This is a genomic window from Micromonospora sp. NPDC050397, assembly GCF_044901685.1.
Classification (GTDB): domain Bacteria; phylum Actinomycetota; class Actinomycetes; order Mycobacteriales; family Micromonosporaceae; genus Micromonospora_G.
This window is the reverse complement of record NZ_JBJDPS010000004.1, coordinates 184,124-210,115: the sequence shown is the minus strand read 5'-3', so window position 1 is coordinate 210,115 and position 25,992 is coordinate 184,124. Positions and strand designations below refer to the sequence as shown.

The 25,992-nt window shown below is 71.6% G+C and carries 20 protein-coding genes; 12 read left to right on the top strand and 8 right to left on the bottom strand.

What is annotated here, in order from left to right; translation table 11 throughout:
• Positions 1–30: 30 nt before the first annotated feature.
• Complete coding sequence (locus ACI2K4_RS16685) at positions 31–1,314, top strand: DUF2314 domain-containing protein (RefSeq protein WP_404512205.1); 1,284 nt, start codon at positions 31–33, stop codon at positions 1,312–1,314.
• A gap of 32 nt (positions 1,315–1,346) precedes the next feature.
• On the opposite strand, the gene gcvT is transcribed toward ACI2K4_RS16685, so the two are convergent.
• Positions 1,347–2,489, bottom strand: a complete 1,143-nt coding sequence (gcvT, locus tag ACI2K4_RS16680; protein WP_404512203.1) for a glycine cleavage system aminomethyltransferase GcvT — start codon at positions 2,487–2,489, stop codon at positions 1,347–1,349.
• 185 nt (positions 2,490–2,674) lie between these two features.
• Here gcvT and ACI2K4_RS16675 point away from each other — a divergent pair, with 185 nt between their 5' ends.
• The gene (locus tag ACI2K4_RS16675) at positions 2,675–4,261 is read left to right on the top strand and encodes a leucyl aminopeptidase (RefSeq protein WP_404512201.1); all 1,587 of its coding nucleotides are present in this window, start codon (positions 2,675–2,677) and stop codon (positions 4,259–4,261) included.
• Positions 4,262–4,356: 95 nt separating this feature from the next.
• On the opposite strand, the gene ACI2K4_RS16670 is transcribed toward ACI2K4_RS16675, so the two are convergent.
• Positions 4,357–4,680 carry a hypothetical protein gene (locus tag ACI2K4_RS16670; RefSeq protein WP_404512199.1) on the bottom strand — a complete coding sequence of 108 codons (324 nt, stop codon included), beginning with the start codon at positions 4,678–4,680 and terminating at the stop codon, positions 4,357–4,359.
• 225 nt (positions 4,681–4,905) lie between these two features.
• On the opposite strand from ACI2K4_RS16670, the gene lpdA reads away from it, so the two are divergent.
• The 3 genes from lpdA to ACI2K4_RS16655 all read left to right on the top strand — a co-directional run bounded on the left by lpdA (position 4,906) and on the right by ACI2K4_RS16655 (position 9,187).
• Positions 4,906–6,294, top strand: a complete 1,389-nt coding sequence (lpdA, locus tag ACI2K4_RS16665; protein ID WP_404512197.1) for a dihydrolipoyl dehydrogenase — start codon at positions 4,906–4,908, stop codon at positions 6,292–6,294.
• A gap of 72 nt (positions 6,295–6,366) precedes the next feature.
• Positions 6,367–8,142, top strand: coding sequence for a 2-oxoglutarate dehydrogenase, E2 component, dihydrolipoamide succinyltransferase (gene sucB, locus ACI2K4_RS16660; protein ID WP_404512195.1), 1,776 nt, complete (start codon positions 6,367–6,369; stop codon positions 8,140–8,142).
• A 145-nt stretch (positions 8,143–8,287) separates the two neighbouring features.
• Positions 8,288–9,187 (top strand): TIGR01777 family oxidoreductase, encoded by a 900-nt coding sequence (locus tag ACI2K4_RS16655; RefSeq protein ID WP_404512193.1) that lies wholly within the window; start codon positions 8,288–8,290, stop codon positions 9,185–9,187.
• A gap of 294 nt (positions 9,188–9,481) precedes the next feature.
• Here the strand turns inward: ACI2K4_RS16655 and ACI2K4_RS16650 are convergent, their stop codons facing one another.
• From ACI2K4_RS16650 to ACI2K4_RS16640, 3 genes are all read right to left on the bottom strand, one after another.
• Positions 9,482–10,939: a PHB depolymerase family esterase gene (locus ACI2K4_RS16650; RefSeq protein ID WP_404512191.1), complete on the bottom strand. Its 1,458-nt coding sequence runs from the start codon at positions 10,937–10,939 to the stop codon at positions 9,482–9,484.
• A 182-nt stretch (positions 10,940–11,121) separates the two neighbouring features.
• The gene (locus tag ACI2K4_RS16645) at positions 11,122–11,514 is read right to left on the bottom strand and encodes an SCO5389 family protein (RefSeq protein ID WP_404512189.1); all 393 of its coding nucleotides are present in this window, start codon (positions 11,512–11,514) and stop codon (positions 11,122–11,124) included.
• A gap of 53 nt (positions 11,515–11,567) precedes the next feature.
• Positions 11,568–12,614, bottom strand: coding sequence for an ATP-binding protein (locus ACI2K4_RS16640; protein WP_404512187.1), 1,047 nt, complete (start codon positions 12,612–12,614; stop codon positions 11,568–11,570).
• A gap of 121 nt (positions 12,615–12,735) precedes the next feature.
• Here ACI2K4_RS16640 and ACI2K4_RS16635 point away from each other — a divergent pair, with 121 nt between their 5' ends.
• The 3 genes from ACI2K4_RS16635 to lipB all read left to right on the top strand — a co-directional run bounded on the left by ACI2K4_RS16635 (position 12,736) and on the right by lipB (position 16,548).
• A complete protein-coding gene (locus ACI2K4_RS16635) occupies positions 12,736–14,586 on the top strand; it encodes a DUF2079 domain-containing protein (protein WP_404512185.1) in 1,851 nt (616 codons plus the stop codon).
• 215 nt (positions 14,587–14,801) lie between these two features.
• Positions 14,802–15,752 (top strand): hypothetical protein, encoded by a 951-nt coding sequence (locus ACI2K4_RS16630; RefSeq protein WP_404512183.1) that lies wholly within the window; start codon positions 14,802–14,804, stop codon positions 15,750–15,752.
• A 157-nt stretch (positions 15,753–15,909) separates the two neighbouring features.
• Positions 15,910–16,548, top strand: coding sequence for a lipoyl(octanoyl) transferase LipB (lipB, locus tag ACI2K4_RS16625; RefSeq protein WP_404512181.1), 639 nt, complete (start codon positions 15,910–15,912; stop codon positions 16,546–16,548).
• A gap of 63 nt (positions 16,549–16,611) precedes the next feature.
• On the opposite strand, the gene aspS is transcribed toward lipB, so the two are convergent.
• Positions 16,612–17,940: an aspartate--tRNA(Asn) ligase gene (gene aspS / locus ACI2K4_RS16620; RefSeq protein WP_404512179.1), complete on the bottom strand. Its 1,329-nt coding sequence runs from the start codon at positions 17,938–17,940 to the stop codon at positions 16,612–16,614.
• Positions 17,941–18,461: 521 nt separating this feature from the next.
• On the opposite strand from aspS, the gene lipA reads away from it, so the two are divergent.
• The 3 genes from lipA to ACI2K4_RS16605 all read left to right on the top strand — a co-directional run bounded on the left by lipA (position 18,462) and on the right by ACI2K4_RS16605 (position 22,142).
• Positions 18,462–19,493, top strand: coding sequence for a lipoyl synthase (lipA, locus tag ACI2K4_RS16615; RefSeq protein WP_404512177.1), 1,032 nt, complete (start codon positions 18,462–18,464; stop codon positions 19,491–19,493).
• Between the two features lie 334 nt (positions 19,494–19,827).
• A complete protein-coding gene (locus ACI2K4_RS16610; protein WP_404512175.1) occupies positions 19,828–21,360 on the top strand; it encodes an NAD(P)/FAD-dependent oxidoreductase in 1,533 nt (510 codons plus the stop codon).
• A gap of 92 nt (positions 21,361–21,452) precedes the next feature.
• On the top strand, positions 21,453–22,142 hold the full coding sequence (locus ACI2K4_RS16605) for a DUF4191 domain-containing protein (RefSeq protein WP_404512173.1): 690 nt from the start codon (positions 21,453–21,455) through the stop codon (positions 22,140–22,142).
• Between the two features lie 79 nt (positions 22,143–22,221).
• Here ACI2K4_RS16605 and ACI2K4_RS16600 read toward each other — a convergent pair whose 3' ends face one another.
• Positions 22,222–22,590 (bottom strand): RDD family protein, encoded by a 369-nt coding sequence (locus ACI2K4_RS16600; protein ID WP_404512958.1) that lies wholly within the window; start codon positions 22,588–22,590, stop codon positions 22,222–22,224.
• A gap of 331 nt (positions 22,591–22,921) precedes the next feature.
• Here ACI2K4_RS16600 and glnA point away from each other — a divergent pair, with 331 nt between their 5' ends.
• Positions 22,922–24,346 carry a type I glutamate--ammonia ligase gene (gene glnA / locus ACI2K4_RS16595; RefSeq protein ID WP_404512171.1) on the top strand — a complete coding sequence of 475 codons (1,425 nt, stop codon included), beginning with the start codon at positions 22,922–22,924 and terminating at the stop codon, positions 24,344–24,346.
• A gap of 165 nt (positions 24,347–24,511) precedes the next feature.
• On the opposite strand, the gene mptB is transcribed toward glnA, so the two are convergent.
• Positions 24,512–25,990 (bottom strand): polyprenol phosphomannose-dependent alpha 1,6 mannosyltransferase MptB, encoded by a 1,479-nt coding sequence (mptB, locus tag ACI2K4_RS16590; RefSeq protein WP_404512169.1) that lies wholly within the window; start codon positions 25,988–25,990, stop codon positions 24,512–24,514.
• Positions 25,991–25,992: the final 2 nt, after the last annotated feature.

Here is a 25,992-nt window from a genome sequence, read left to right as displayed (position 1 = left end):
AATCACTACTTTCGGCGAGCGGGGCGCGTCATGATCATCACGGACGATTTCCTGCCTCTTCCGGTACCGGAGTCGCTCACCGCGACCTACCTGGTACCGGTCTCGACCCCGCCCGAGGTGACCCCGGCCCAGGCCATGGCGGCGCTCGGCGACCGGGTCACCGAACTCGTCCACGACCTGGCCCGGCAGATGCTCGACAGCCCGCTGATGACGGTCGACCTGCGGCCGGTCGCCGAGTTCCCGCAGTTGCCGCCGGACCTGCTGACCGCGTTCGGCGCCACCGACGAACAGCTTGGCCGGCTGGCCAACGCCAACAACCTGGTCGTGGTCCAGGCGAGCTACCGGCCGGGCTGGCCACCGGCGCACGAGTGGGCCGCCCGGGCGGTCGGCGCGGCGATGGCGGAGGCGGTCGGCGGCGACCTGGTCGACGTCTTCGGCCTGCGGTTCCTCGACCCGGCGAGCGCGCTGCGCTCACTGCCCGACCCGGAGGGCCGGGTACGGCTGGTGGACTGGGTGCTGGTGCCGTACTCCACCGCCGAGGGCGGGCTCTGGTTCACCACCAAGGGGCTGCGCCGGTTCGGACTGCTGGAGTTGCAGGCGCAGGAGGTGCCGACCCACCTCACCCGGGGCTGGGGAGCGGTGATGACCGGGGTGGCCCGGCGGCTGTTGCGTACCTGGACGGACGGGCTCTCCGGGATCGAGGTGCCCGCGTTCGTCCAGCTTCCGGTGGTTACCACGGTCACCGACCACGACATCGCCGTGGCGTACGGCTATCCCCGGCAGTCCGACGCCGCCGGCCCGGCCGCGCTGCGGCTGGAGCTGGACCCGGCCACCGACCCCGAGGCCGACTCGTTCCTGACCCTGCTGCCGCCGATCGGCCACCCCGGTCCGGCCAGCCGGTACTTCGCCGGGGTCTGCACCACCCTGTTCGGCGCGCCCCGCTCGGACGTCCGGTACGACCGCAGCGACGACGCGATGGCCCGGGCGGTCGCCACCGCCCGCGCCGGGCTCTCCGCGATCCGCGAGCGGTTCCTCGGCGGTTCGCTCGTCGGTGACCTGCAACTGCTGGTCAAGTACGGCCTCGCCACCGCCGAGGGGCCGGAGTTCGTCTGGGCCGGCGTCGACTCGTGGCAGCGGCCGGAGCAGATCCTCTGCACCAGCGCCTGCGACGCGGTCGCCGACCCGACGGTGCGGATCGGCGCCGCCGTGGTGGTGGAGACCGCCGACGTGGTCGACTGGGCGTTGCTCGACCGGGGCAACGTGATCGAGGGCGGCTGGACCCAGGCGGTGCTCGACGCCGGCCAGCGCGGCTGACCGGACGCCGACCCGGGGAAGGGGAAGGCGGCTCAGCGCACCGAAGGCCGTACGAACGGGGGCTTGACCACCCGCATCACCGAGCGGCGCCCCCGTACGTCGACCTCCACGGTCGCGCCCTCGGCGAGCCCGGCGGCGGTGTCGAGCAGGGCGAGCCCGATGCCGGCCTTGTTGGTCGGCGAGAAGGTGCCGCTGGTGACCGTGCCGACCCCGGTCTCGCCGTCGAGCACCCGCATCCCCGGGCGCGGGATGCCCCGGTCCTGCGCGGCCAGGCCCCAGAGCAGCCGGCGCGGCCCGGCCGCCTTCTCCGCCAGCAGCGCCTCCCGGCCCCAGAAGGCCGGCTTGCCCCAGCCCACCGCCCAGCCGGACCGGGCCTGGACCGGGGTGATCTCCAGGGAAAGGTCCTGCCCGTGCAGCGGGTAGCCCATCTCGGTGCGCAGCGTGTCCCGGGCGGCCAGGCCACAGGCGCGCAGGCCGTACGGCTCGCCGACGGCGAAGAGCGCGTCCCAGACGGCGGTCGCCCCGGCCACCGGGACCACCAGTTCGTAACCGTGCTCGCCGGTGTAGCCGGTCCGGCAGACCACCAGCTCGACCGGCTCGGCGACGGAGGTGGTGAGGGTGGCGGCGGAGAAGCTCATGTAGTCGTGCCCGGTGGGGAGCCCGAGCGTGTCGAGCAGTTCGGCCGAGCGCGGCCCCTGCACCGCCAGTACGGCGTACGCCCGGTGCTCGTCGGTGACGGTGATCCCGGCCGGGGCGGCGGCCCGGAGGCGACGTACCACCTCGGCGGTGTTCGCGGCGTTGGGGATCAGGAAGACGTGCTCGTCGCCGTGCAGGTAGGCGATGATGTCGTCGACCACGCCGCCGGTCTCGTCGTCGCAGCAGAGCGTGTACTGCGCCTGGCCGGGGCCGATCCGGCCCAGGTCGTTGCTGAGGCAGGCGTTGACGAAGTCGGCCGCGCCGGCCCCGGTGACCCGGGCCTTGCCCAGGTGGGAGACGTCGAACACACCGACCGCCTCGCGTACCGCGCCGTGCTCCTTGAGCACCCCGCCGCCGGCGTACTCCAGCGGCATCGACCAGCCGCCGAAGGCGGCGAACTTGGCGCCGAGCGCGGCGTGCCGATCATGCAGGGGCGAGCGGTGCAACTGGTCGGCGGCGGCCGTGGTCAGGTCGGTCATGGGTGGCAACTTACCGGGGCCTGACCTCCTGCCCCACCTCGGCTCGACCTCCTGGTTAGCATCGGCGGAATCCCTTCGGCGACAGTCGCTGGGACATCCGACCTCTCCGGCGGGTAGGTTCGCCGGAGACCTTCGTCGCCGGACCGCGCACAACGCGGCCGGCCAAGCCCGTCCGGAGACGCCGAGTGACATCGCCCAGCACCACCCTCAGCTTGGTCGACACCGACCCCGCCGAGCTTGCCGTCGACGCTCTTGTGATCGGCGTGCACAGCCAGACCGGGTCCGCGGACACCGGGGGTGAGGGGCCCGGCGGGTACGCGGGCACGCTGCTGCTGGCGACCGGGGCGGAGAGCATCGCCGCCGCGTTCGACGGGAAGCTCACCGAGACCCTGGCCCTGCTCGGCGCCACCGGCGCCCAGGGCGAGGTGATCAAGCTCGCCACCCTCGGTACGGTGACCGCCCCGCTGGTCGTCGCGGTGGGCCTGGGCGCGGAGCCGACCGGCGCCGCCCCGGCACCGGAGACGCTGCGTCGGGCCGCCGGGTCGGCGATCCGCGCCCTCGCCGGTGCCGACCGGGTCGCGCTGAGCCTGCCCGTGCCGGACGACGAGGACGCCCCGGCCGCGCTGCGCGCGGTGGCCGAGGGCGCGCTGATCGGTGGTTACCGGTTCGCCGGCTACAAGACCCGCCCGCAGCCGACCCGCCGTAACCCGGTGGCGGAGATCGCGGTGCACGTACCGGACGCCGCCGACCAGCAGGCCGGGGCCGAGATCGCCCGGGCGACCGTGGTCGCCGCCGCCGTGGCCCGGACCCGGGACTGGGTCAACACCGCGCCGAACGAGCTGCGCCCGCCGTCGTTCGCCGAGGCGGTGGCGACCGCCGCCGACGCGGCCGGGCTCACCGTCGAGGTGCTGGACGAGAAGGCGCTCGCGGCCGGTGGCTACGGCGGCATCATCGCGGTCGGCCAGGGCTCGGACGCCCCGCCCCGGATGGTCAAGCTGACCTACCAGCCGCCGGCCGGCACCGCCGCCGCCAAGCGGATCGCGCTGGTCGGCAAGGGCATCACCTTCGACACCGGCGGTGTCTCGATCAAGCCGGCCCAGGGCATGTGGGAGATGAAGTCCGACATGGCCGGCGCGGCGGCGGTGGCGGCGACCATGCTCGCCGTCGCCGAGCTCAAGCCGGCGGTGTCGGTGCAGGCGTACCTCCCGATGGCGGAGAACATGCCGTCGGCGAGCAGCTACCGCCCGGGTGACGTGATCACGATGTTCGACGGCAAGCGGGTCGAGGTGCTCAACACCGACGCCGAGGGCCGGATGATCCTGGCCGACGCGATCGCCCGCGCCTGCGCCGACGGCTGTGACTACCTGCTGGAGACCTCCACCCTCACCGGCGGCCAGGTGGTCGCGCTCGGCAAGCGGGTCGCCGGGGTGATGGGTACGCCGGAGTTCTGCACCCGGGTCCGGGACGCTGGCGACGCGGTCGGCGAGCCGACCTGGCCGATGCCGCTGCCGGAGGACGTACGCAACGGCATGGACTCCGACGTCGCCGACATCTCGCAGGTGAACGCGGGAATGGACCGGGCCGGGCACATGCTCCAGGGTGGCGTGTTCCTGCGCGAGTTCGTCACCGACGGGGTCGACTGGGCGCACATCGACATCGCCGGGCCGAGCTACCACTCGGGCGAGCCGACCGGCTACTGGACCAAGGGCGGCACGGCGGTGCCGGTGCGTACGCTGCTGCACCTGGTCGAGGAGATCGCGGCCGAGAGCTGACCGACGGCACCGACGACGGACCCCCGGCCATCCGGCCGGGGGTCAATCTTGTTCCGGGGCCCGGGGCCCGCGCCGACCCGCACGGCGTACGCCGGTCACCCGGTCCTTCGTTTGCGGCGCTCGTTGAAGTCGCGCATCCGCTGCGGATAGCCGACCAGCCGGACGTCGTAGATCGGGATCGCCATCTTGTGCGCGAACCGCCGGGCGCCCTCCGGGCTGTCGACCCGGCGGCGGGTCCACTCACCGTCGTACGCGATCAACATCACTGTCGTCTCGGTCACGGTCGTGCGTGGTTCGATGAACGCCTCGACACCCCGCCGCGACCTGACGAACTCCTCCAGGTGCTCGAAATCGCCCCGGTTGGCGATGCGGTCACCTGCCGCGCCAACACCCTGCTTGCGCCGCCGAAACCAGGCCACCCGTCAATCTCCTCCCGCCCGCCCGTGCCGGCCGTGTCCGGTGATTGGGCAAGCGTACGTGGAACGGACGTGTCCTTGGGCACCTCAGTTACGCGGCGCGGGAGTACAAGTGACAAGATGGCCCAGGTAGAAGGTATCCGGCCGGAATGCAACGGCCGGTGAGGACGAAATGCCCGTTTCCATTGGCATGGCCCTCGTGGCAGCGACGCGACCTGGGAGTTAACTGTGAGCGAGCCGAACGGCGGAACCTTCGATGTCGTCATTCTCGGGGGTGGCAGCGGGGGGTACGCGGCGGCGCTGCGCGCCGCCCAGCTTGACCTCTCGGTCGCACTGATCGAGAAGGGCAAGCTCGGCGGGACCTGCCTGCACAACGGTTGCATCCCGACCAAGGCGCTGCTGCACGCGGCGGAGATCGCCGACCAGACCCGCGAGTCGGAGCAGTTCGGCATCAAGGCCGAGCTGGTCGGCATCGACATGTCCGGGGTCAACTCCTACAAGGACGGGGTCATCTCCCGCCTGTACAAGGGCCTCCAGGGTCTGATCAAGAGCGCCAAGATCACTGTCGTGGAGGGGCACGGCAAGCTGGTCGGGCCGGACACCGTCGAGGTCGAGGGGCGCCGCTACACCGGCCGCAACATCATCCTCGCCAGCGGTTCGTACGCCCGCAGCCTGCCCGGCCTGGAGATCGACGGCGAGCGGGTGATCACCAGTGACCACGCCCTGGTGATGGACCGGGTGCCCAGCTCGGCGATCGTGCTCGGCGGCGGCGTCATCGGCGTCGAGTTCGCCAGCGTGTGGCGCTCGTTCGGGGTCGACGTGACCATCATCGAGGCGCTGCCCCGACTCGTCGCCGCCGAGGACGAGGAGTCCTCGAAGGCGCTCGAGCGGGCCTTCCGCAAGCGCGGCATCAACTTCAAGACCGGCAAGCGCTTCGAGAAGGTCGAGCGGACCGAGTCCGGCGTGAAGGCGACCATCGAGGGCGGCGAGACCTTCGAGGCCGAGGTGCTCCTGGTCGCCGTCGGCCGGGGCCCGACCACGGCCAACCTCGGTTACGAGGAGCAGGGCATCAAGGTCGACCGGGGCTTCGTGCTGACCGACGAGCGGCTGCGTACCGGCGTGGCGAACATCTTCGCCGTCGGCGACATCGTGCCCGGCCTCCAACTCGCCCACCGCGGCTTCCAGCAGGGCATCTTCGTCGCCGAGGAGATCGCCGGGCTGAACCCCGCCGTGATCGACGAGAACGGCATCCCGCGCGTCACCTACTGCGACCCGGAGCTGGCCTCGGTTGGTCTGACCGAGGCGAAGGCCAAGGAGAAGTACGGCGCGGAGAAGGTCTCGACGTACAACTACAACCTGGGCGGCAACGGCAAGAGCCAGATCCTCAAGACGGCCGGCTTCGTCAAGCTGGTTCGGGTCGAGGACGGTCCGGTGGTCGGCGTGCACATGGTCGGCGCCCGGGTCGGCGAGTTGGTCGGCGAGGCCCAGTTGATCTACAACTGGGAGGCTTACCCGGCCGAGGTGGCGCAGCTCGTACACGCCCACCCGACGCAGACCGAGGCGCTCGGCGAGGCGTTCCTCGCCCTGGCCGGCAAGCCGCTGCACGCGCACGCCTGACACGACAGATCTTCCGCGACACCCGGCGGCAACCGGGTGACGATCGCACAGGCCACGAAGGAGTCTTGAGAGATGCCGGTATCGGTCACCATGCCCCGGCTCGGCGAGAGCGTCACCGAGGGCACCGTCACGCGCTGGCTGAAGCAGGAGGGCGACCGGGTCGAGGTCGACGAGCCGCTGCTCGAGGTCTCGACCGACAAGGTCGACACCGAGATCCCCTCCCCCGCGGCCGGCGTGCTGAGCCGGATCGTGGTGAGCGAGGACGAGACCGCCGAGGTCGGCAGCGAGCTTGCCGTCATCGCCGGTGAGGGCGAGTCGGCGGGCGAGAGCACGCCGGCCGCCGCCCCCGCTCAGCAGGCCCCCGCCGAGGACGAGCCGGTCGCGCAGCAGGCGCCGGCTCCGCAGGCGGCGCCCGAGCCCGCCGCGGCCGAGCCCAGCCCGGCGCCGACCACGCCGGCCACCGGCGGCGGCACCGTGCTGAAGATGCCCGCACTGGGCGAGAGCGTCACCGAGGGCACGGTCACCCGCTGGCTCAAGGCCGTCGGCGACCAGGTCGAGGCCGACGAGCCGCTGCTCGAGGTCTCCACCGACAAGGTGGACACCGAGATCCCGTCCCCGGCGGCGGGCACGCTGCTGGAGATCAAGGTCGCCGAGGACGAGACCGCCGCCGTTGGCGCCGACCTCGCGGTGATCGGGACCGCCGGTGCGGCTCCGGCCGCCACCCCGGCGCCCGAGGCGAAGCCGGCACCGAAGGCCGAGCCGGCGGCGGCCGACCCCGAGCCGGTCTCCGGCGCGTCGTACGCCGCACCGGTGGCCGAGGCGGAGCAGTCCACCAAGCCGGCGCAGACCGAGCGGGCGGCCCAGCCGGCCCCGGTGAGCCAGCAGGCGGCTCCCCCGGCGCCCGCGCCGACCGGCGACGAGGCGGGTTACGTCACCCCGCTGGTCCGCCGGCTCGCCAACGACCAGGGCGTGGACCTGTCGACGGTGACCGGCACCGGTGTCGGTGGCCGGATCCGCAAGCAGGACGTGCTGGAGGCGGCGGAGAAGGCCCGCGCCGCCGCGGCCCGTCCGGCGGCGGCCCCCGCCGCAGCTCCGAAGCCGGCACCGGCGAAGGCCGAGCCGAGCCCGCTGCGGGGCCGGACCGAGAAGATGACCCGGACCCGGGCCACCATCGCCCGGCGGATGTTCGAGTCGCTGCAGAGTTCGGCACAGCTCACCACGGTGGTCGAGGTCGACGTAACCAAGATCGCCCGGTTGCGCCAGCAGGCCAAGAACGACTTCGTCGCCAAGCACGGGGTCAAGCTCTCCTTCCTGCCCTTCTTCGCGCTCGCCGCGGTGGAGGCGCTGAAGACGTACCCGGTGGTGAACGCCTCGATCGACCTGGAGGCGGGCACGATCACCTACCCGGCGGGCGAGAACCTGGGCATCGCGGTCGACACCGAGAAGGGCCTGCTCGTCCCGGTGATCAAGGAGGCCGGCGACCTCAACCTGGCCGGCCTGGCCCGGCGGATCGCGGACGTCGCCGAGCGGACCCGGACCAACAAGATCGGTCCGGACGAGATCTCCGGTGCCACCTTCACGATCACCAACACCGGCAGCCGGGGTGCGCTCTTCGACACCCCGATCGTGCCGGCACCGCAGGCGGCCATTCTCGGCACCGGCGCGGTGGTCAAGCGGGCCGTGGTGGTGAACGACCCGGAGCTGGGTGAGATCATCGCCCCGCGTTCGATGGTCTACCTGGCGCTCTCCTACGACCACCGGCTGGTCGACGGGGCCGACGCGGCCCGCTTCCTCACCTCGGTGAAGGAGCGGCTGGAGGCCGGTAACTTCGAGGCCGAGCTGGGCTGACCGGCTCGATCGGCAACCGGGGACCGTGGGGCGGACGCCTCGCGGTCCCCGTCGTCTTGCACCCTGCCGCACCCACGACCTTCGCTGTCTCGCGCTCTGCCGGGCTCGGGGTCCCCGTCGTTTTGCCCTCTGCCAGGATGGACGCATGCGGATCCTGGCCGCCGGCGTGTCCGGCTTCCTCGGCAGCCGACTCGTCGACCGGCTGCGGGCCGAGGGCCACGAGGTCGTCCAACTGGTACGCCGACCGGCGCCCGGCGCCGCCCAGGTGCGATGGAATCCGTCGGCCGGAGAACTCGACCCGGCGGTGGTGGCCAACGCCGACGCGGTGGTCAACCTGGCCGGTGCCGGTGTCGGCGACCGCCGGTGGAACGACCGGTACCGCGAGTTGTTGCGGACCAGCCGGGTGGACACCACCCGTACCCTGGCCCGGACGATCGCCGGACTGCCGGCGGCCGACCGACCGAAGGTGCTGCTCAACGCCTCCGCGATCGGCTGGTACGGCGACACCGGCGACCGCCCGGTCACCGAGGAGACACCGGCCGGCGAGGGCTTTCTCGCCGACATGTGCCGGGTCTGGGAGGCGGCCACCGGCCCGGCCGAGGATGCCGGCGTACGCGTGGTCCGGCTCCGTACCGGATACGCACTGGACCGCGAGGCCGGGTTCCTCAAGCCGCAACTGTTGCCGTTCCGGCTCGGCATCGGCGGCCCGCTGGCCGGCGGTCGGCAGTGGATGCCCTGGATCTCGCTCGCCGACTGGCTCGCGGCGGCGGAGTTCCTGCTGGTCCGTGACGACCTCGCCGGATCGGTCAACGTGGTCGCTCCGGCCCCGGTGACCAACGCCGAGTTCACCCGGGAACTCGGCCGGGCGCTGCACCGGCCCGCGGTGATGCCGGTTCCCGCCTTCGCCCTGCGGATCCTGCTCGGCGGGCTGGCCACCGAGGCGCTGACCAGCGCCCGGGTGCTGCCCGGGGTGCTGCCCGAGGCCGGCTTCAGCTACCAGCACCCCGACCTGCGCTCCGCGCTGCGGGTCGCGCTCGACGGCTGACCCCGCACCACCCCGCTCCTCGGATCGCGCTCGACGACTGACCCCGCACCACGCCGCTCCTCGAATCGTGCTCGACGACTGACCCCGCACCACCCTGCCCCTCGGACAAAGCGGACCCCCTGCCGTCGCCTTCCGGCTGGCAGGGGGTCCGTCGTGATCGGGGGTCGATCGGCCGGTGCCGACGATGCGCTCGGCCGGGGTGTCGACCGTTTCAACGGCGGGCTCGGCCGGGGGTGGGCCGCCCGACCCGGTGGCGGGCTCGACCGGAGGTGGGCCGCCCGATCGGTGGCGGGTTCAGCAGCCGATCACCCAGTAGTTCGGGCCGGTCTGCTTCAGTGCCGAGGTGTAGAAGGTGTTGTAGAGGCCCATCCGCTGGCCGGAGCCGTTGGCATAGGCGTAGCCGCCGGACTGGTAGGCCCGACCGGCCTGCACGTGCGCGTAGTTGGTCGCGGTGACGCAGACCGGGGGCGTACCACCGCCGGTGGTGGTGGCGGAGACGGTGGCGGAGCGGGCGCTCTCGGTGCCGGCGGCGTTCACCGCGCTGACCGCGTACGCGTAGGTGGTCCCGGCGGTGAGGCCGGAGTCGGTGAAGCCGGTGCTGCCGAGCGCCGCCGAGGTGACCCGGGTGCCGTTGCGGTAGACGTGGTAGCCGCTCGCACCGCTCGACGCGCCCCAGCTCAGCGAGACCGAGGTCTCCGTGGTGCCGCTGACCGCCAGGCCGCCCGGGGTGGCCGGGGCACCCGGTTCGCCGGGGTTGCCCGGTCCCGAGGAGCCGCCGTCCAGGCCGAAGAAGAGCGCGTCGCGGTACGCCGAGCAGATGGTGTCCAGGAAGAACGCGGCGGCGGTGCCGCACTGGTCGGCGCCGGTGCCCGGATCGACCGGGGTGCCGTGACCCATGTTGGCGACCCGGTAGAGCCGGACGGCGTCGTTGCCGTACACCTCGAGGCTGGTTCCGGCCGGCAGCGACGAGGTGCTGGTCGGGGTCTGGGAGACCCCGGCGACGTTGGTGAACTGGTCACGCAGTTCGGTGCCGTTCGCCGGCACCACGACCGCATCCGAACTGCCGTGCCAGATCGCCACCCGGGGACGCGGGCCGGTGTAGCCGGAGTGGCCGGCGCGGACCAGGTCCCCCCACTGCTGCGGGGTCTTGCTGACCGCGGAGTACATGCAGGTGTACGCGTTGGTCTGGGAGGTGGCGCAGCGGTACGGCAGCCCGGCCACCACCGAGCCGGCGGCGAAGACGTCGGGATAGGTGGCGAGCATGGCCGCGCTCATCGCACCACCGGCGGAGAGCCCGGTGACAAAGACCCGGGCGGGGTTGGACCCGTAGTTCGCCACCGAGTAGTCGATCATTTGCTTGATCGAGGCCGGCTCGCCCTGGCCCCGGCTGGTGTCGCCGGGCAGGAACCAGTTGAAGCAGGCGTTGGCCCCGTTGGCGGCACTGGTCTGCGGGAAGACCACGGTGAACTTCCACTGGTCGGCGAACTTCTTCCAACCGGAGTTGGTGTAGTAGCCGTTCGCGTCCTGGGTGCACCCGTGCAGCGCGACCACCAGGGGCGCGTTCGACGGCAGGCCGTCCGGACGGTAGGCGTACATGCTCAGGTTGCCGGGGTTGCTGCCGAAGCCGGTGACCTGGGTGAGGCTGGCGGCCTGGGCGGGAGCGGCACCGGTGAGGACCGCCGCGGCGACGAGCACGGGTACGGCTGCGGCGCGGGCGATCCGGGTGAGTAGTGCGGGTGGGCGGCGGCGCACGGGCGGTCTCCTGACTACGAATTGTGAACTGAGTCACCCCCGAGTTGCCGAGACGTTACGTCCACATCACGACGTCATGACATGGCTGCCGCTCACACATTCACCCGCCCCACCATGTGCCCGGGTGTAAGGAAGGGCCCCTTGTTAACGCTATGCGTTAACAAGGGGCCCTTCCTTACACCTCAGCAGTCGCGGAGGTCGGGGGACTGGTTGCGGACCTGGGCGGTCGGCGAGATGAACCGCTGGTACGTCTCGCCACCGACCGCGCCGAGCTTGAACGCCGCGACCCGGTGGCAGTTCTGGAAGGCCAGTTTGACCCCGAAGTGGCGCTCCAGCCCACCCCGGATGGCGTCGCTGGCCAGCGCGCGCAGCAGTTGCCCGCGCTCGGCCTCGCTCGGCGGCGGCACCGCGTGGTCGGCGAACTCGGCGCCGGTCTGCGCCGAACGGGCGGCAACGTCGGAGACGACGGTCCAGGCGTACGGCAGTGACGTCCGGACACAGTCGACGAACTCGGCGTCGTCGACCTGACCGGCCTCGGCCCGCTCCAGCAGCGCGGCGGAAACCTCGAGGGACATGTTCTCTCCTTCTGTACGGGCTGTACGGATCGTGTTCTGGCGGTACGGGATCGCTATCCCGCCCGACCGGCGAGGTCAACCGCGGTCGGGCCGAGTACGAAGTCCGGGTCGACCTGGCCGGCGAGGTCCTCGCCGACCCGGTCGTTGGCCCAGGCGGTCGCGTTGCGCAGGTGGAACTCGACCGCCTGCCGGGTGTACGTGGCCCAGTCCTTGGTTCCGGAGTCGACGGCGCCGCGCATCAGGTCGAGCGCGTCACGGTTGGCCGGCTCCAGGGCGGTGATCGGCTGCGGGGTGCCCCGTTCGGCGGCTTTGACGTACGACGACCGGCCGATCCAGGTGAGCAGGTCCTCCCCCACGTGCTCGGTGAGGAAGTCCACGTCGGAGGCGTCGTCGACCTTGTTGCCGACCACGTGTACGCGCACGCCGTACTCGCGGGCGTGGCCGACGTACTGGCGGTAGACGCCGATGCTGCGCAGGGTCGGCTCGCAGACCAGGAAGGTGGTGTCGAAGCGGGTGAACAGGCCGGAGGCGAACGAGTCGGCGCCGGCGGTCATGTCCACCACGACGTACTCGCCGGGACCGTCGACCAGGTGGTTGAGCAGCAGTTCCACCGCGCCGACCTTCGAGTGGTAGCAGGCGACGCCGAGATCCTCGGTGGCGAACGGCCCGGTCACCGCCAGCCGGATCCCGCCGACCTCGCGGACCAGGCTGTCGTAGAGCGGGTTCGCGCCGCCGACCCCGAGCAGCCGCGATCCCCGGCCGGGCGGGGTGGTCTTGACCATCGCGGCGGCCGAGGAGATGAGCGGGTTGTCGCCGCGCAGGTATTCCTTGATCTCGCCGAGATGGTCACCGAGGGCGGGCAGCAGGACGGCCTCGTGCTCGCTCGCGCCGAGCGCGGCGGCGAGGTGCTGGTTGATGTCCGCGTCGATGGCGAGCAGCGGCGCCGTCGTACCGGCGAGCAGCGGCGCCGGCATACCGACGGGCAAGGGCGCCGTCGCGTCGGCGAGCAGCGGCGCCGTCGTGCCGGCGAGGTGCCGGGCGAAGAGGGCGGCGAGGGTGGTCTTGCCACTGCCGCCCTTGCCGACAAAAGAGATTTTCACGATTTGCTGCCCTTCCCGTACCCGAACCGGTTGTCAATTGAATTGATAGTCATTTTCAGTAACTACGTCAAGGCTAGGCTGCACACGGGCGTGTCGGACGAAAATTGGTAACGTCCGGCGGGTGCCGATCTCCTCGTCCCTGGTCGCCGGGCCGACACCGGCGGAATCCGACCCGCCCCGCCCGCCCGCCGGGTCCACCGGCGACCGCTCCGGCCGCCGGGCCGACCTGTTCGCCCTCGTCGTGGCGGTGCTGCTCGCGATCTGGGTGACCAGCGGCCTCTGGCGCGACCCGAACGGCCGGGCCATCACGGTGAACTCCAGCGACCAGGCCCTCTTCGAATGGCTGCTGGCGTACGGGGCGCACGCGCTCACCCACGGCACCGACCCGTTCTTCACCTCGCTGCTCAACGTCCCGGACGGGGTCAACCTCGCGGTCAACACCTCGATCACCGTGTACGCCGTGGTCTTCGCACCGCTGACGTACCTGGTCGGGCCACCGGCGACCTTCCTGGTGGTGCTCACGCTCAACCTGGCCGCGACCGCCCTGGCCTGGTACTGGCTGCTCTCCCGCCACCTGGTCCGGCACCGGGTGGCGGCACTGGTCGGCGGGCTCTTCGTCGGCTTCGCGCCGGGCATGGTCTCGCACGCCAACGCACACCTGAACTGGACCGCCGGCTGGCTCGTCCCACTGCTGCTCTGGCGGGTGCTGCGACTGCGTGAACCCGGGCGCTGGGTACGCAACGGTCTGCTGCTCGGCGTACTGGTCGCGGTGACCTTCTCGATCGCCGCCGAGGCCCTCTTCTTCACCGCCCTGGCCTGCGGGGTGTGGCTGGTCACCTGGGCCCTGACGCCGAGCCAGCGGGACGAGGCACGAGCCGCGCTCCCCACCTTCCTGCGCGGACTCGGGGTCGCCGGGGCGGCGGCGTTCGTGCTGCTGGCGTACCCGTTGTGGCTGCACTTCCTCGGCCCGCAGCGGTATCACGGCACCGGATTCGACCCCCGGATCCACGCCGAGGACATCCTCGCCTTCGGCGCGTTCCCGGCCCGCTCGCTGGCCGGCGTGGCCGGACTGGACAGCTCGCTCGCGCCGAACCCGACCGAGGAGAACTCGTTCTTCGGGGTGCCGCTACTGATCCTCGCGGTCGCCTGCGTGGTGCTGCTCTGGCGCCGGGCCGCACCGGGCCGACGGGCCACCGTACGCGCCCTCGCGGTCACCGCCGGTCTCTTCGCCGTCCTCTCCTGGGGACCGAGGATCAAGGTCGACGGGCACGTCATCGACGTTCCGCTGCCGTACGCGCTGCTCGGCAAGCTGCCGGTGTTCGACGCGGCACTGCCCTCGCGACTCGCCCTGGTGGTGGCACCCGTGATCGGGCTGCTGCTGGCGTACACGGTGCAACAGCTCGCCGCGACCAGCCCGCGCCGACCGGCCCGGATCGGCTGGACCCTCGGGTTCGCCGTCGCGCTGCTGCCCCTGCTGCCGGTCAGTCTGCTCACCGTGGCCCGGGAACCGGTGCCGACCTTCATCACCTCCGGCGACTGGCGGGAGTACGTCTCCCCCGGCGGTGTACTCACCCCGCTGCCGCTCACCCTCGACGTGACGCCGGACGGACAACGCTGGCAGGCGTACGCGCTCGCCCACCGGCAGGGCGAGTTCGCCATCCCGTCCGGCTTCTTCCTCGGCCCCGGCGGCCCGGACGGGCGGGGTCGGATCGGACCCGTGCCCCGGGCCACCGACGCGCTGCTGGCGACGGTGGCCGAGACCGGCGAGGTGCCGTCGATCACCGACGCCGACCGGGCCGCCGCCCGGGCCGACCTGCGGCACTGGCGGGTCGAGATCGTGGTGCTCGCCGACCGGGTGCACGGCGCCAAGTTCCCGGTGCACGTCGACGCGCTCCGGCAGGCCGCCACCGACCTTCTCGGCCCACCCGAACGCGTGGGCGACGTCTGGCTCTGGCGCGTACCCACCTCGTAACGACCACGAGCCTCATAACGACCGCGAACCTCAGAACGACCACGAACCTCATAACGACCGCGAACCTCGTGGTGATCGTGAAGAGTTCGGCCGGCTGTGGCGAGCCGAACTCTTCACGATCATGGGAGGAGCCGCCTGTGGACGAGGCGGCGTGTCGTCCACAGGCTGGCGGGAGCGCGTCGCCGCCGTGATGGCGGCCGGACAGGATGTGCCGCGTGTTCGACGAGTTGATCGCGCGGCAGCACGGCGTACTGACCCGACAGCAGGCGTACGCGTGCGGGCTGAGCAAAGCGCAGGTCGAGGCCCGCCTGCGGGGTGCTCGCTGGCGGTTTCTCTTCGGCCGGGTGCTCGCCACCTTCACCGGTCCTCCGTCCCGGACCGCGCTGCTCTGGGCTGCGGTGCTGCGGGCGGGCGACGGCGCGATGCTCAGCCACGAGACAGCGGCGGAGGTGCAGGGGCTGGCCGACCGGTGCATCGCCCCGATCCAGGTGACGGTGCCGGCCGACCGCAGGGTCAGTCCGGTCGCCGGGATCAGGGTGCACCTGCGCGGCCGGGCCGGGGTCGCCCGGCATCCCAGTCGACTGCCGCCCCAGACCCGGGTCGAGGAGACGGTGCTCGACCTGGCCGAACGCGCACACACCCCGGACGACGCGCTGGGGTGGCTGGCGAGGTCGTTGGGGCGACGGCTCACCACCACCGAGCGGCTGCGCCGGGCGATCGGGCGGCGGGTGAGGATGCGCTGGCGTACGGAACTGCTCGCCGCGCTCGCCGACGACGCGGGCGGTTGCCACTCGCTGCTGGAGCTGCGTTACCTGCGCGACGTCGAGCGGGCCCACGGCCTGCCGCCCGGCGTGCGTCAGGCGGTTCGTCCCCGGCGCGGCGGGCGGTGGTACGACGATGTCAGCTACCGCGACTACCGGACCCGGGTGGAGTTGGACGGACGGGCGGCGCATCCGGCCGAGCGACGCTGGCAGGATGCTCGCCGCGACAATGCGGCGGCCGCCGAGGGCGAAACCACCCTCCGGTACGGCTGGACCGACGTCACCCGCTCGCCCTGCACGACCGCCGACCAGGTGGCCCAGGTCCTGCGCCGCCACGGCTGGCTGACGCCACCCCGACGCTGCGGCCCGTCCTGCATGATCGTGAAGAGCCCAACCGCATCGTGAAGAGCCCAACCGGATCGTGAAGAGCCCAACCGGGATCGTGAAGGGTTCGGCCGGCTGTGGCGAGCCGAACTCTTCAGGATCATGAAAAGACCGGGGTGTGGGGGCGGTGAGGATGGTCACCGGGGGCGGAGGGGGTCGGCGGGATTACTCTGGGGGCGTGACCAGCACTATTTCCGGCCTGAAGGCCGTCCACGTCGGCGAGATCGACTATCTGGCCGCCTGGGAGGAACAGCGCCGCCTGCACGCAGCGGTGGTCGCCGGTGAGCAGCCGGACACGGTGCTGCTCCTGGAGCACCCGAGCGTGTACACCGCCGGCAAGCGCACCAAACCGCAGGACCGGCCCTTCGACGGCACGCCGGTGATCGACGTCGACCGGGGCGGCGAGATCACCTGGCACGGGCCGGGCCAGCTCGTCGGCTACCCGATCCTCAAGCTCCCGGCCCCGGTGGACGTGGTGGCGTACGTCCGGCGTACCGAAGAGATGTTGATGGAGGTCTGCGCCGAGGTGGGCCTGGCCACGGTCCAGATCGAGGGTCGCAGTGGTGTCTGGGTGCCGCAGGACGACCGAGGCCCGGCCCGCAAGGTCGCCGCGCTCGGCATCCGGGTCTCCCGTGGGGTGACCCTGCACGGCTTCTCCATCAACTGTGACTGCGACCTGGCCGCGTTCGGCCAGATCGTGGCGTGTGGCATCCCCGACGCCGGGGTCACCTCGCTCACCGCCGAACTCGGTCGTCGGGTCACCGTGGCCGAGGTGCTGCCGCTGGTCGAGCGCCGCCTGCCCAACCTCCTCGGCTGAGGTGTAAGGAAGGGCCCCTTCTTAACGCTATGCGTTAAGAAGGGGCCCTTCCTTACACCCGGGCTACGGGGTGAGGCGGTGCAGGTCGCGGGGGAAGGCGGAGACCTCGCGTACGTTCGCGGCACCGACGAGCCGGGAGACAAACCGTTCCAGGCCGATCGCAAAGCCCCCGTGCGGCGGCATGCCGTGCTGGAAGGCTGCCACGTAGTCCGCCACCGGCCCGAGCGGCTCACCCCGGGCGGCCAACGCGGCCAGGTAGTCGCCGTGCCGGTGCAGGCGCTGCCCGCCGGTGACCAGTTCGACCCCACGGAAGAGCAGGTCAAACCCGTTCGAGTACGCCGGCTCGGCGTCACCCGGACGTAGCGGCGGGCGGTGCTCGACGCTGCCCGGACGGGCCGGGTGGGTGTAGAACGGCCGCTTCGCCATCGGGTAGCCGGTGACAAAGAGGAAGTCCGAACCGTACGTCTCGCGCGCCCACTCGCCGAGCGCCCGCTCGTGCGCCGGGGCCAGGTCCGGTTCGTCCGGCGCCGCCCCGCCGATCCGCAGCGCCTCGGTGAAGTGCACCGAGGGGATCTCGGCCGGCACCGACGGCAGTTCCACCCCGAGGGTGGCCAGCGCCCCACCGGCCCGCTCGGCGACCGAGGCGAGCATGCCGGCCAGCACGTCGCGCAGCATCGCCATCACGTCCCGGTGGTCGTCGACAAAGCCGAACTCGACGTCCAGCGAGGTGTACTGCGCCAGGTGGCGGGCGGTGTCGTGCGGCTCGGCCCGGAAGACCGGCCCGACCTCGTACACCCGCTCGAAGACGCCGACCATCAACTGCTTGTAGAACTGCGGCGACTGGGCCAGGTACGCCGGGCGGCCGAAGTAGTCGAGCGCGAAGACGTTCGCCCCGCTCTCGGTCGCGCTGGCCACGACCTTCGGGGTGTGCACCTCGACGAAGTCGCGGGCGTCCAGGGTGGCCCGGAAGCCGGACACCGCCGCCGCCGAGATCCGCAGCGCGGCCGAACGGGTGGGATGGCGCAGCGCCACCGGGGCGTGGTCGAGCTGGGTCGGCAGGGTCGCCGCCAACGCCGGTCGGTACAGGTCGAACGGGGGCGGTACGGCGGGTTCGCCGAGCAGTCGTACCGATGGTTCGACCAGCTCGACCCCGGCGGGCGCGGCCTCGTTCGCGGTGACCTTCGCGGTCACCTCCAGCACGGTCTCCTCCGGCACGTCGGCCAACCAGGACCGCAGCTCCGGGTCGCCGACGACCACCTGGGTCAGCCCGGCGGCGTCGCGCAGGATCAGGAACGCCACCGACTTGAGCATCCGGCGGCGGTGTGTCCACCCGGCGACGGTCACCACGTGACCGACGTGGCTGGGCAGGGAGGTGGAAAGGACGCGTCGCATGTGGTGTTACCTCCTCGTCAATCGCAACGCGATCCCCAGGGAGGCGTGGGCGAGCGGGATCCTCGCGGTACCACCACACCTTCACCGTCGGTGGCCGGAGCCGCCGACGGCCTCGTTCGTCGCCCGTGACGGGGGCCAGACGGCGGGCTCTACTGGGCCGCGCGACCGGTGGTGCGGCTCTCCGTCGGTCGCGAAACCGTTCTTCCCGCAGCTCAGGAGGGTCTTCACGGCACGGGCCGGGGTCACCTTCGCAGCTACCGGTGACTCTCTCGTTGCCCCGCTTGTCGCACCGCTACTCGGCTCCGTCGTCGCCGTTGCGCCAGACCATAGCAGCGCCGCGGACCGGCCCGGTACATGGTTTACCGCCGGGCCGGTAGGCCCGCCTCGAGGCCGCCACCCGGGGCGACAGCGGGGTGAACAGCCGGGCGTACGGTGGCTGGTGAGGGCGATCACAACCCGCCGGTAGTGAGCCCCGTCGCCTCCGCCGCCACCGACGCTCCGCTACGCGTAGGCTCGGATTCGTGACCATCGAGCAATCCGGAACGCCGACTGCCGCGCCGCAGCCGGCAGGCAGCGTCGCCACCGCTTCGGCCCCTCGGACCACCGGCCCGGCCGCCCCCGAGGGACGTCGTCTGCTCCGCGTCGAGGCGCGCAACGCGGCGACGCCGATCGAGCGGAAGCCGCCGTGGATCAAGGTCAAGGCGAAGATGGGTCCGGAGTACACCCAGCTACGCGGCCTGGTCTCCCGCGAGGGGCTGCACACGGTCTGTCAGGAGGCCGGCTGCCCGAACATCTACGAGTGCTGGGAGGACCGCGAGGCGACCTTCCTCATCGGCGGCGACCAGTGCACCCGGCGTTGCGACTTCTGCCAGATCGACACCGGCAAGCCGGCCGAGTTCGACGCCGACGAGCCCCGCCGGGTCGGCGAGTCGGTGGCGTCGATGGGCCTGCGGTACGCGACCGTGACCGGGGTGGCCCGCGACGACCTGCCCGACGGTGGCGCCTGGCTCTACGCCGAGACGGTCCGCCAGATCCACGCGTTGCAGCAGGGCTGCGGTGTCGAGCTGCTGATCCCCGACTTCAACGGTGACCCGAGGCAGCTCGCCGAGGTGTTCGGTTCCCGCCCCGAGGTGCTCGCGCACAACGTGGAGACCGTGCCCCGCATCTTCAAGCGGATCCGGCCCGGATTCCGCTACGAGCGGTCGCTCGACGTGATCACGCAGGCCCGTGCCGCCGGTCTGGTGACCAAGTCCAACCTGATCCTCGGCATGGGCGAGGAGCGCGCCGAGGTGTCGCAGGCCCTGCGGGACCTGCACGCCGCCGGCTGCGAGCTGGTGACCATCACCCAGTACCTGCGGCCGACCCCCCGGCACCACCCGGTCGAGCGGTGGGTGAAGCCGGAGGAGTTCGTGGAGCTGGCCGCCGAGGCGGAGCAGATCGGTTTCGCCGGGGTGATGAGCGGGCCGCTGGTGCGTTCGTCGTACCGGGCCGGTCGGCTCTACCAGCAGGCGCTCGACGCCCGGCAGGGCAACGTCGCCGCGCTGACCAACTGACCTTCGAGGAGTCGTCCCGCCGGGTGCTTCCGGCGGTGCGGCCGGCCGCCGGGTCCGACGGCAACCGGCCATCAGGCCGACGAGGTCGGGCCGGGCCACCAAGACGATGACAAGCATCGATGTCCTGGGCCCCCCACGGGTTCCGGGACATCGTGCGTCGGGACAGCGAAAAACGACATCGGGACCGGCCGGAGATTGCGGTTGTAGCCCGGTCGAAACGCGTTGGACGTGTTAGATTCCGGCCGTCCAGCCCCGATCCCGCAGACCCACGACCGCCACGCACCGCGCGGATGGCGGCCGGTTGGGTCGCGGGATCGCCGCCAACGCGTCGAAGGTGACAGATACCAACATGGCGACCTCGCCCCGTACCGTGATCATCGGAGCCGGCCCGGCCGGGCTGACCGCGGCGTACGCGCTGACCAAGCGAAACGCCTCGGTGGAGGTGTTCGAGGCCGACGACGTGGTCGGTGGGATCAGCCGGACGGTGGAGCGGGACGGGTGGCGGTTCGACATCGGCGGGCACCGCTTCTTCACCAAGGTCTCGCAGGTCGAGGCGTTGTGGCACGAGATCCTGCCGGACGAGGACTTCCTGCTCCGGCCCCGGATGAGCCGGATCCACTACGACGGCAAGCTCTTCGATTACCCGCTCAAGGCCGGCAACGCGCTGCGCAACCTGGGCGTGTTCGAGGCGGTCCGCTGCGTCGGCTCGTACGCGTGGGCCCGGATCCGGCCGCCGAAGGACCAGAGCCACTTCGAGGGCTGGACCACGGCCCGGTTCGGCACCCGGCTCTACGAGAAGTTCTTCAAGACGTACACCGAGAAGCTCTGGGGCATGCCGGCCACCGAGTTGCAGGCCGCCTGGGCCGCGCAGCGGATCAAGAACCTCTCCCTCTCCAACGCCGTGGTCAACGCGCTGATGCCGAAGCGGAACCAGAAGGAGATCACCAGCCTGATCGAGGAGTTCCAGTACCCGAAGTTCGGCCCCGGCATGATGTGGGAGCGCTGCGCCGAGCACGTCACCAAGGCCGGCGGCACGGTCACCATGAACACCTGGGCGACCGCCGTACACCGGGGTGACGGTGGCGCGGTCGCGGTCACCGTGACCGACGCCGTGGGCAGCCAGCGGCACGAGGCCGACCACGTGGTGTCGACCATGCCGCTCTCCCAGCTCGTACGGATCATGGAACCGCCCGCGCCGCCGGAGGTGCGGCAGGCGGCCGACGCGCTGCGTTACCGCGACTTCCTCACCATCGCCCTGGTCGTCCCGGCCGAGGCCGGCTTCCCGGACAACTGGATCTACGTGCACACCCCCGGCGTACGGGTCGGCCGGATCCAGAACTTCGGCTCCTGGTCGCCGTACATGGTCCGGGACGGGTTCACCTGCCTGGGGCTGGAGTACTTCGTCTTCGAGGGCGACGACCTGTGGGAGAAGGCGGACGAGGACCTGATCGCGCTCGGCACCGCCGAACTGGAACAACTCGGCCTGGTCAGCCCGGGCGCGGTCAGCGCCGGTTACGTGGTCCGGATGCCGAAGGCGTACCCGGTCTACGACGAGGGTTACGAGCAGGCCGTCGACACCATCCGGCACTGGCTCGCCGACGAGGTGCCGAACGTGCACCCGGTCGGCCGCAACGGCATGCACCGCTACAACAACCAGGACCACTCGATGCTCACCGCCATGCTCACGGCGGAGAACATCCTCGACGGCACCGACCACGACGTCTGGCAGGTCAACGTCGAGGAGGAGTACCACGAGGAGAAGGGCTCGGATTCGGCGGGCGGCTCGGGCAACCACGGCACCGGACGGTCCGCGCCGGTCCTGCCGAAGCAGCCCGGCGGCAGCCGGACGGCCGAACGGACGAGTTGAGCGACGCCGACGAGACGGGGCCGGCGGGCGGCCCGGGTGCACCCGGTAGCCACGGGTGAACGAGATCCGAGCCGCCCACTACACTTCCACGCATGGCAAAACCCGAGGAGAAGGTATCGTTCGGCCAGCGGCTGAAGCAGATCGGCATGGTGTTCTCGTTCACCGCCAAACAGGACAAGTGGTTTGTCCCGCTGGCCGTAGCCGCCGTGCTGATCCCGCTCGCGCTGACCGTGGTCGCGGTGCTGGCCTGGGGTTGGATCTGGATTCCGATCGGCATCCTGCTGACCGTGCTCGCCCTGCTGGTCGTGCTGAACCTGCGCTCGAACCGGGCGATGATGAACGCCGCCGAGGGGCAGCCGGGCGCCGCCGCCTCGATCCTGGAGAGCATGCGGGGAGACTGGCGGGTGACCCCGGCGGTCAGCTCGACCACCCAGATGGACATGGTGCACCTGGTCCTCTGCCGGGCCGGCGTGGTCTTGCTGGCCGAGGGGAACCCGCAGCGGGTCCGTGGGCTGCTCGGCCAGGAGAAGCGCCGGCTGGCAAAGGTGATCGGCAACGCCCCGCTCTACGACTACACGCTCGGCCAGGGCGAGGGTGAGCTGCCGATCCGCAAGCTGCGGATGACGCTGATGCGGCTGCCGCGCAACCTCAGCGGCAAGGACGTCAACGCGCTCGACCGTCGGTTGAAGGCGCTGACCGCCCGGCCGCAGATGCCCAAGGGCGCGATCCCGAAGAACATGCGTCCGGCCAAGGGCGCCTTCCGGCAGACCCGGGGTCGCTGACCGGCCCGGCCCGGTGACCCGGCCGAACGGCCGGGTCAGGGTCCGCTCCGGGCGGCGTCGACCAGTCGGGCTACCCCGGTCAGCCGCCCGTGGCGGGCCTGGCCGGTTCGAGCGGCACGATCACCGAACCGACCGCCCGATCCTGCCAGCCACGCCGACGCCCGTCCATCACCAGCACCGGAATCACCAGGCAGACCAGTACGCCGCGCAGCAGTCCCCGGATCACCCCGATCCGTCCCCCGTCGGCGTACGCGACACAGCGCAGTTTGGTGACGAACATGCCCGGGGTCTGGGCGAAGAGTCCGACGAAGAAGCCGTACACCCCGATCAGCACCAGGACCGGTGGCCAGCCGTCGCGCACCGGGTCGCCGAAGAAGTTCGCCACCAGCAGGCAGAGCACCCAGTCGATGACCAACGCGCCGAACCGGCGGGCCAGGGTCGGCGGCACGAAGTCCGGGTCCGACGCCGGGCTCGGGGCAATGAATTCATCCTGTCTCGCCACGGAGAGTCAGGGTATCGGTGCCGATCCGGCGCCCGCGCACCGGCCGGCACCGGGACGGCTCGGGTCCGCTCCGGTCCGCGACACGGAGGCCGAGCACTCCTGCCGCGCGGGCCGGCGGAGTATCGTCCGAGCGGGGGACCCGAGCATGGCCGGCCAGCGGGGATCACGCTCCGCAGATGACGTAACACGGCAGAAACGTAAGAGACATGCTCGGGCAACCGGGTGGTCATAACGTCCCCACCAGCCTAGCCACCCCGTGGACGTGCCAGGAGGATGTGTGTTCGCCAATCCCGAGGAACTCCTGCGATACCTCAAGAACGAGGACGTGAAGTTCGTCGACGTACGTTTCTGTGACCTGCCGGGCGTGATGCAGCACTTCAACCTGCCGGTCGAGTCGTTCGACGACAGTGTCTTCACCGACGGTCTCGCCTTCGACGGATCGTCGATCCGTGGTTTCCAGGCGATCCACGAGTCGGACATGCTGCTGCTCCCCGACGTCGCCACCGCCTTCATCGACCCGTTCCGGGCGCAGAAGACGCTGGCCCTCAACTTCTTCATCCACGACCCGTTCACCCGCGAGGCGTACTCGCGTGACCCGCGCAACGTGGCGAAGAAGGCCGAGGCCTACCTGGCCGCCAGCGGCATCGCCGACACCGCCTACTTCGGCGCCGAGGCCGAGTTCTACATCTTCGACTCGATCCGGCACGAGACCTCGGCGAACCAGGCCTTCTACTACATCGACTCGATCGAGGGCGCCTGGAACACCGGCCGCGAGGAAGAGGGCGGCAACCGGGGTTACAAGACCGCGTACAAGGGCGGTTACTTCCCCGTGCCGCCGGTCGACCACTACGCCGACCTGCGTGACCAGATCGTGCGCAAGCTGGTCGACACCGGCTTCACCGTCGAGCGCTCGCACCACGAGGTCGGCACCGCCGGCCAGGCCGAGATCAACTACCGGTTCTCCACCCTGCTGCACGCGGGCGACCAGCTCCAGCTCTTCAAGTACATCGTGAAGAACCAGGCCTGGGCCGCCGGCAAGACCGCGACCTTCATGCCCAAGCCGCTCTTCGGCGACAACGGCTCCGGCATGCACACCCACCAGAGCCTCTGGCTCGGCGGCGAGCCGCTGTTCTACGACGAGACCGGTTACGCCGGCCTGTCCGACACCGCGCGCTGGTACATCGGCGGTCTGCTGCACCACGCCCCGTCGCTGCTCGCGTTCACCAACCCGACGGTCAACTCGTACCGCCGCCTGGTCCCGGGCTTCGAGGCGCCGGTCAACCTGGTCTACTCGCAGCGCAACCGCTCCGCCTGCACCCGCATCCCGGTCACCGGCAGCAACCCGAAGGCCAAGCGGGTCGAGTTCCGGGTGCCGGACCCGTCCGCCAACGTCTACCTCGCCTTCTCGGCGATGATGATGGCCGGCCTGGACGGCATCAAGAGCAAGATCGAGCCGCCGACGCCGATCGACAAGGACCTCTACGACCTCCCGCCGGAGGAGTGGGGCTCGGTCAAGCAGGTTCCGGGCTCGCTGCCCGAGGTGCTCGACTCGCTCGAGGCCGACCACGACTACCTGCTCGAGGGTGGCGTCTTCACCCCCGACCTGATCTCCACCTGGGTCGACTACAAGCGGACCAACGAGGTCGACCCGGTGCGTCTGCGCCCGACCCCGCACGAGTTCGCCATGTACTACGACTGCTGATCACGCAGCTCGATCAGAAAGCGAGCCACCGACCGCCCCGGATTCGGCGCGGTCGGTGGCTCGCTTTTTCGTGATCGCGAAGAGTCCGGCCGGCCACAGCGAGCCGAACTCTTCACGATCATCACGGAACCCGCCTTCTGGTGCCGTCGAGGCCGTGGAGGGAGATCATTTGGCGGCGGTTCGCCCCAGCTCGACCGGACGGGGTGAGGCGGGGCGGTGGCGTGCCTGGCGGAGGGCGAGCAGGGTCAGGGCCAGCGCCAGCGCGGTCATCCCGAGGGCGCCGGGGAGTTTGGTGAAGCGGGCCAGGTTGGTGCCGTCGGGCAGGGTCAGGAACGAGATCAACAATCCGGGTACGACCAGCCAGCGCCCCGCGATCGTGGTCGCGGCCAGGACCGCCAGGGGCCAGGTCGCGTACCAGGGGTGGAAGACCGGGGCGAGGGCGACGGTGGCGGCCAGCGCCAGTCCCGCGCCGAGCAGCGGGTCGCCGTGCCGGGCCCGCCACCAGAGCAGCACCAGCAGTACGGCGAGCACTCCCATCCCGACCAGCCGGGTCACCGGTACCGCGTCGGTCTCCGCCCCGAGGAGCCGGGCGGCGTAGTCGACGGTGAGCCCGAACGCGGTCGGCGGCGAGGTCCACTGGACCGAGTCGCCGCTGCGGGCGAGCCCGTCCACCCAACCCCAGCCGAGCCCGGACGCCCCGGTCACGGCGAGCACGGCGGAGAGCGCCCCGGCCGCCACCGGTACGCCGTCGCGCAGCAGCGCCCGCAGCCGGTACGGCCCGGTCAGCGCGGCGAGCACGGCGAACGGGACCACCACCCCGGCGGTCGCCTTCACCCCGATCGCGAGCCCGAGCAGCACTCCCCCGGCGTACAGCGGCAGCGGGCGGCCCGGTCGGGCCAGCACCACCAGCAGCCCGGCGGTGACCAGGCCCAGCATCAGCGCGTCGTTGTGTGCCCCGGCGACCAGGTGTACCGCGACCAGCGGGCAGCCGAGCAGCAACCAGAGCGCGCGCTGGGGTGGCACTCCCGCCCGGCGGGCCAGGGCGGGCAGACAGGCGGCGGTGAGCGCCACCCCGAGCAGGGCGTACAGCCGCAGCACCGCGAGGGTGCCGGCGAGCGTGCCGCCGACCAGCACCGCGAGCCCGGCGAGCAGGACGAAGACCGGACCGTACGGTGCCGGGGTGTCCTGCCAGGTCGGCGAGACCGAGTCCAGCCACGGGCAGCCGAGTTCGCGTACGCCGCTGGTGTACGGGTTGCCGCCGTCGGCCAGCACCGCCCCCTGGCAGGCGTACGAGTAGACGTCACGGCTGCCCAGCGGCGGCGCGGCGAGCAGCGGCAGCAGCCACAGCCCGACGGTGACGTACGTCCAGCGGGTCGACGGGACCCCGTGCCGGGCGGCCCACCAGGCGCCGGCCAGCAACGCGGTGCCGACCAGCCAGGTGGTCAGGATCAGTGGGCCGTGTTCGCCCTGCCAGATGCCGACCGGGGTGACCCCGGGCCGCCACTGCGGCAGCACCCCGCCGAACCAGGCTCCGACCGCCAGCAGGACCGCCCCGGCCAGGCCGGTGTAGCGGACGAGACGGTACCGGGGCACGGCGACCATCGTTTCATGCCGGCCGGATTGCCTGGTCGGGGGCGGTGTCACGG

Coding starts and splice junctions, on each gene's coding strand:
- ACI2K4_RS16685 (WP_404512205.1), top strand. CDS start 31: ATGATCATCACGGACGATTTCCTGCCTCTTCCGGTACCGGAGTCGCTC.
- gcvT (WP_404512203.1), bottom strand. CDS start 2,489: ATGACCGACCTGACCACGGCCGCCGCCGACCAGTTGCACCGCTCGCCC.
- sucB (WP_404512195.1), top strand. CDS start 6,367: ATGCCGGTATCGGTCACCATGCCCCGGCTCGGCGAGAGCGTCACCGAG.
- ACI2K4_RS16655 (WP_404512193.1), top strand. CDS start 8,288: ATGCGGATCCTGGCCGCCGGCGTGTCCGGCTTCCTCGGCAGCCGACTC.
- ACI2K4_RS16645 (WP_404512189.1), bottom strand. CDS start 11,514: ATGTCCCTCGAGGTTTCCGCCGCGCTGCTGGAGCGGGCCGAGGCCGGT.
- aspS (WP_404512179.1), bottom strand. CDS start 17,940: ATGCGACGCGTCCTTTCCACCTCCCTGCCCAGCCACGTCGGTCACGTG.
- ACI2K4_RS16605 (WP_404512173.1), top strand. CDS start 21,453: ATGGCAAAACCCGAGGAGAAGGTATCGTTCGGCCAGCGGCTGAAGCAG.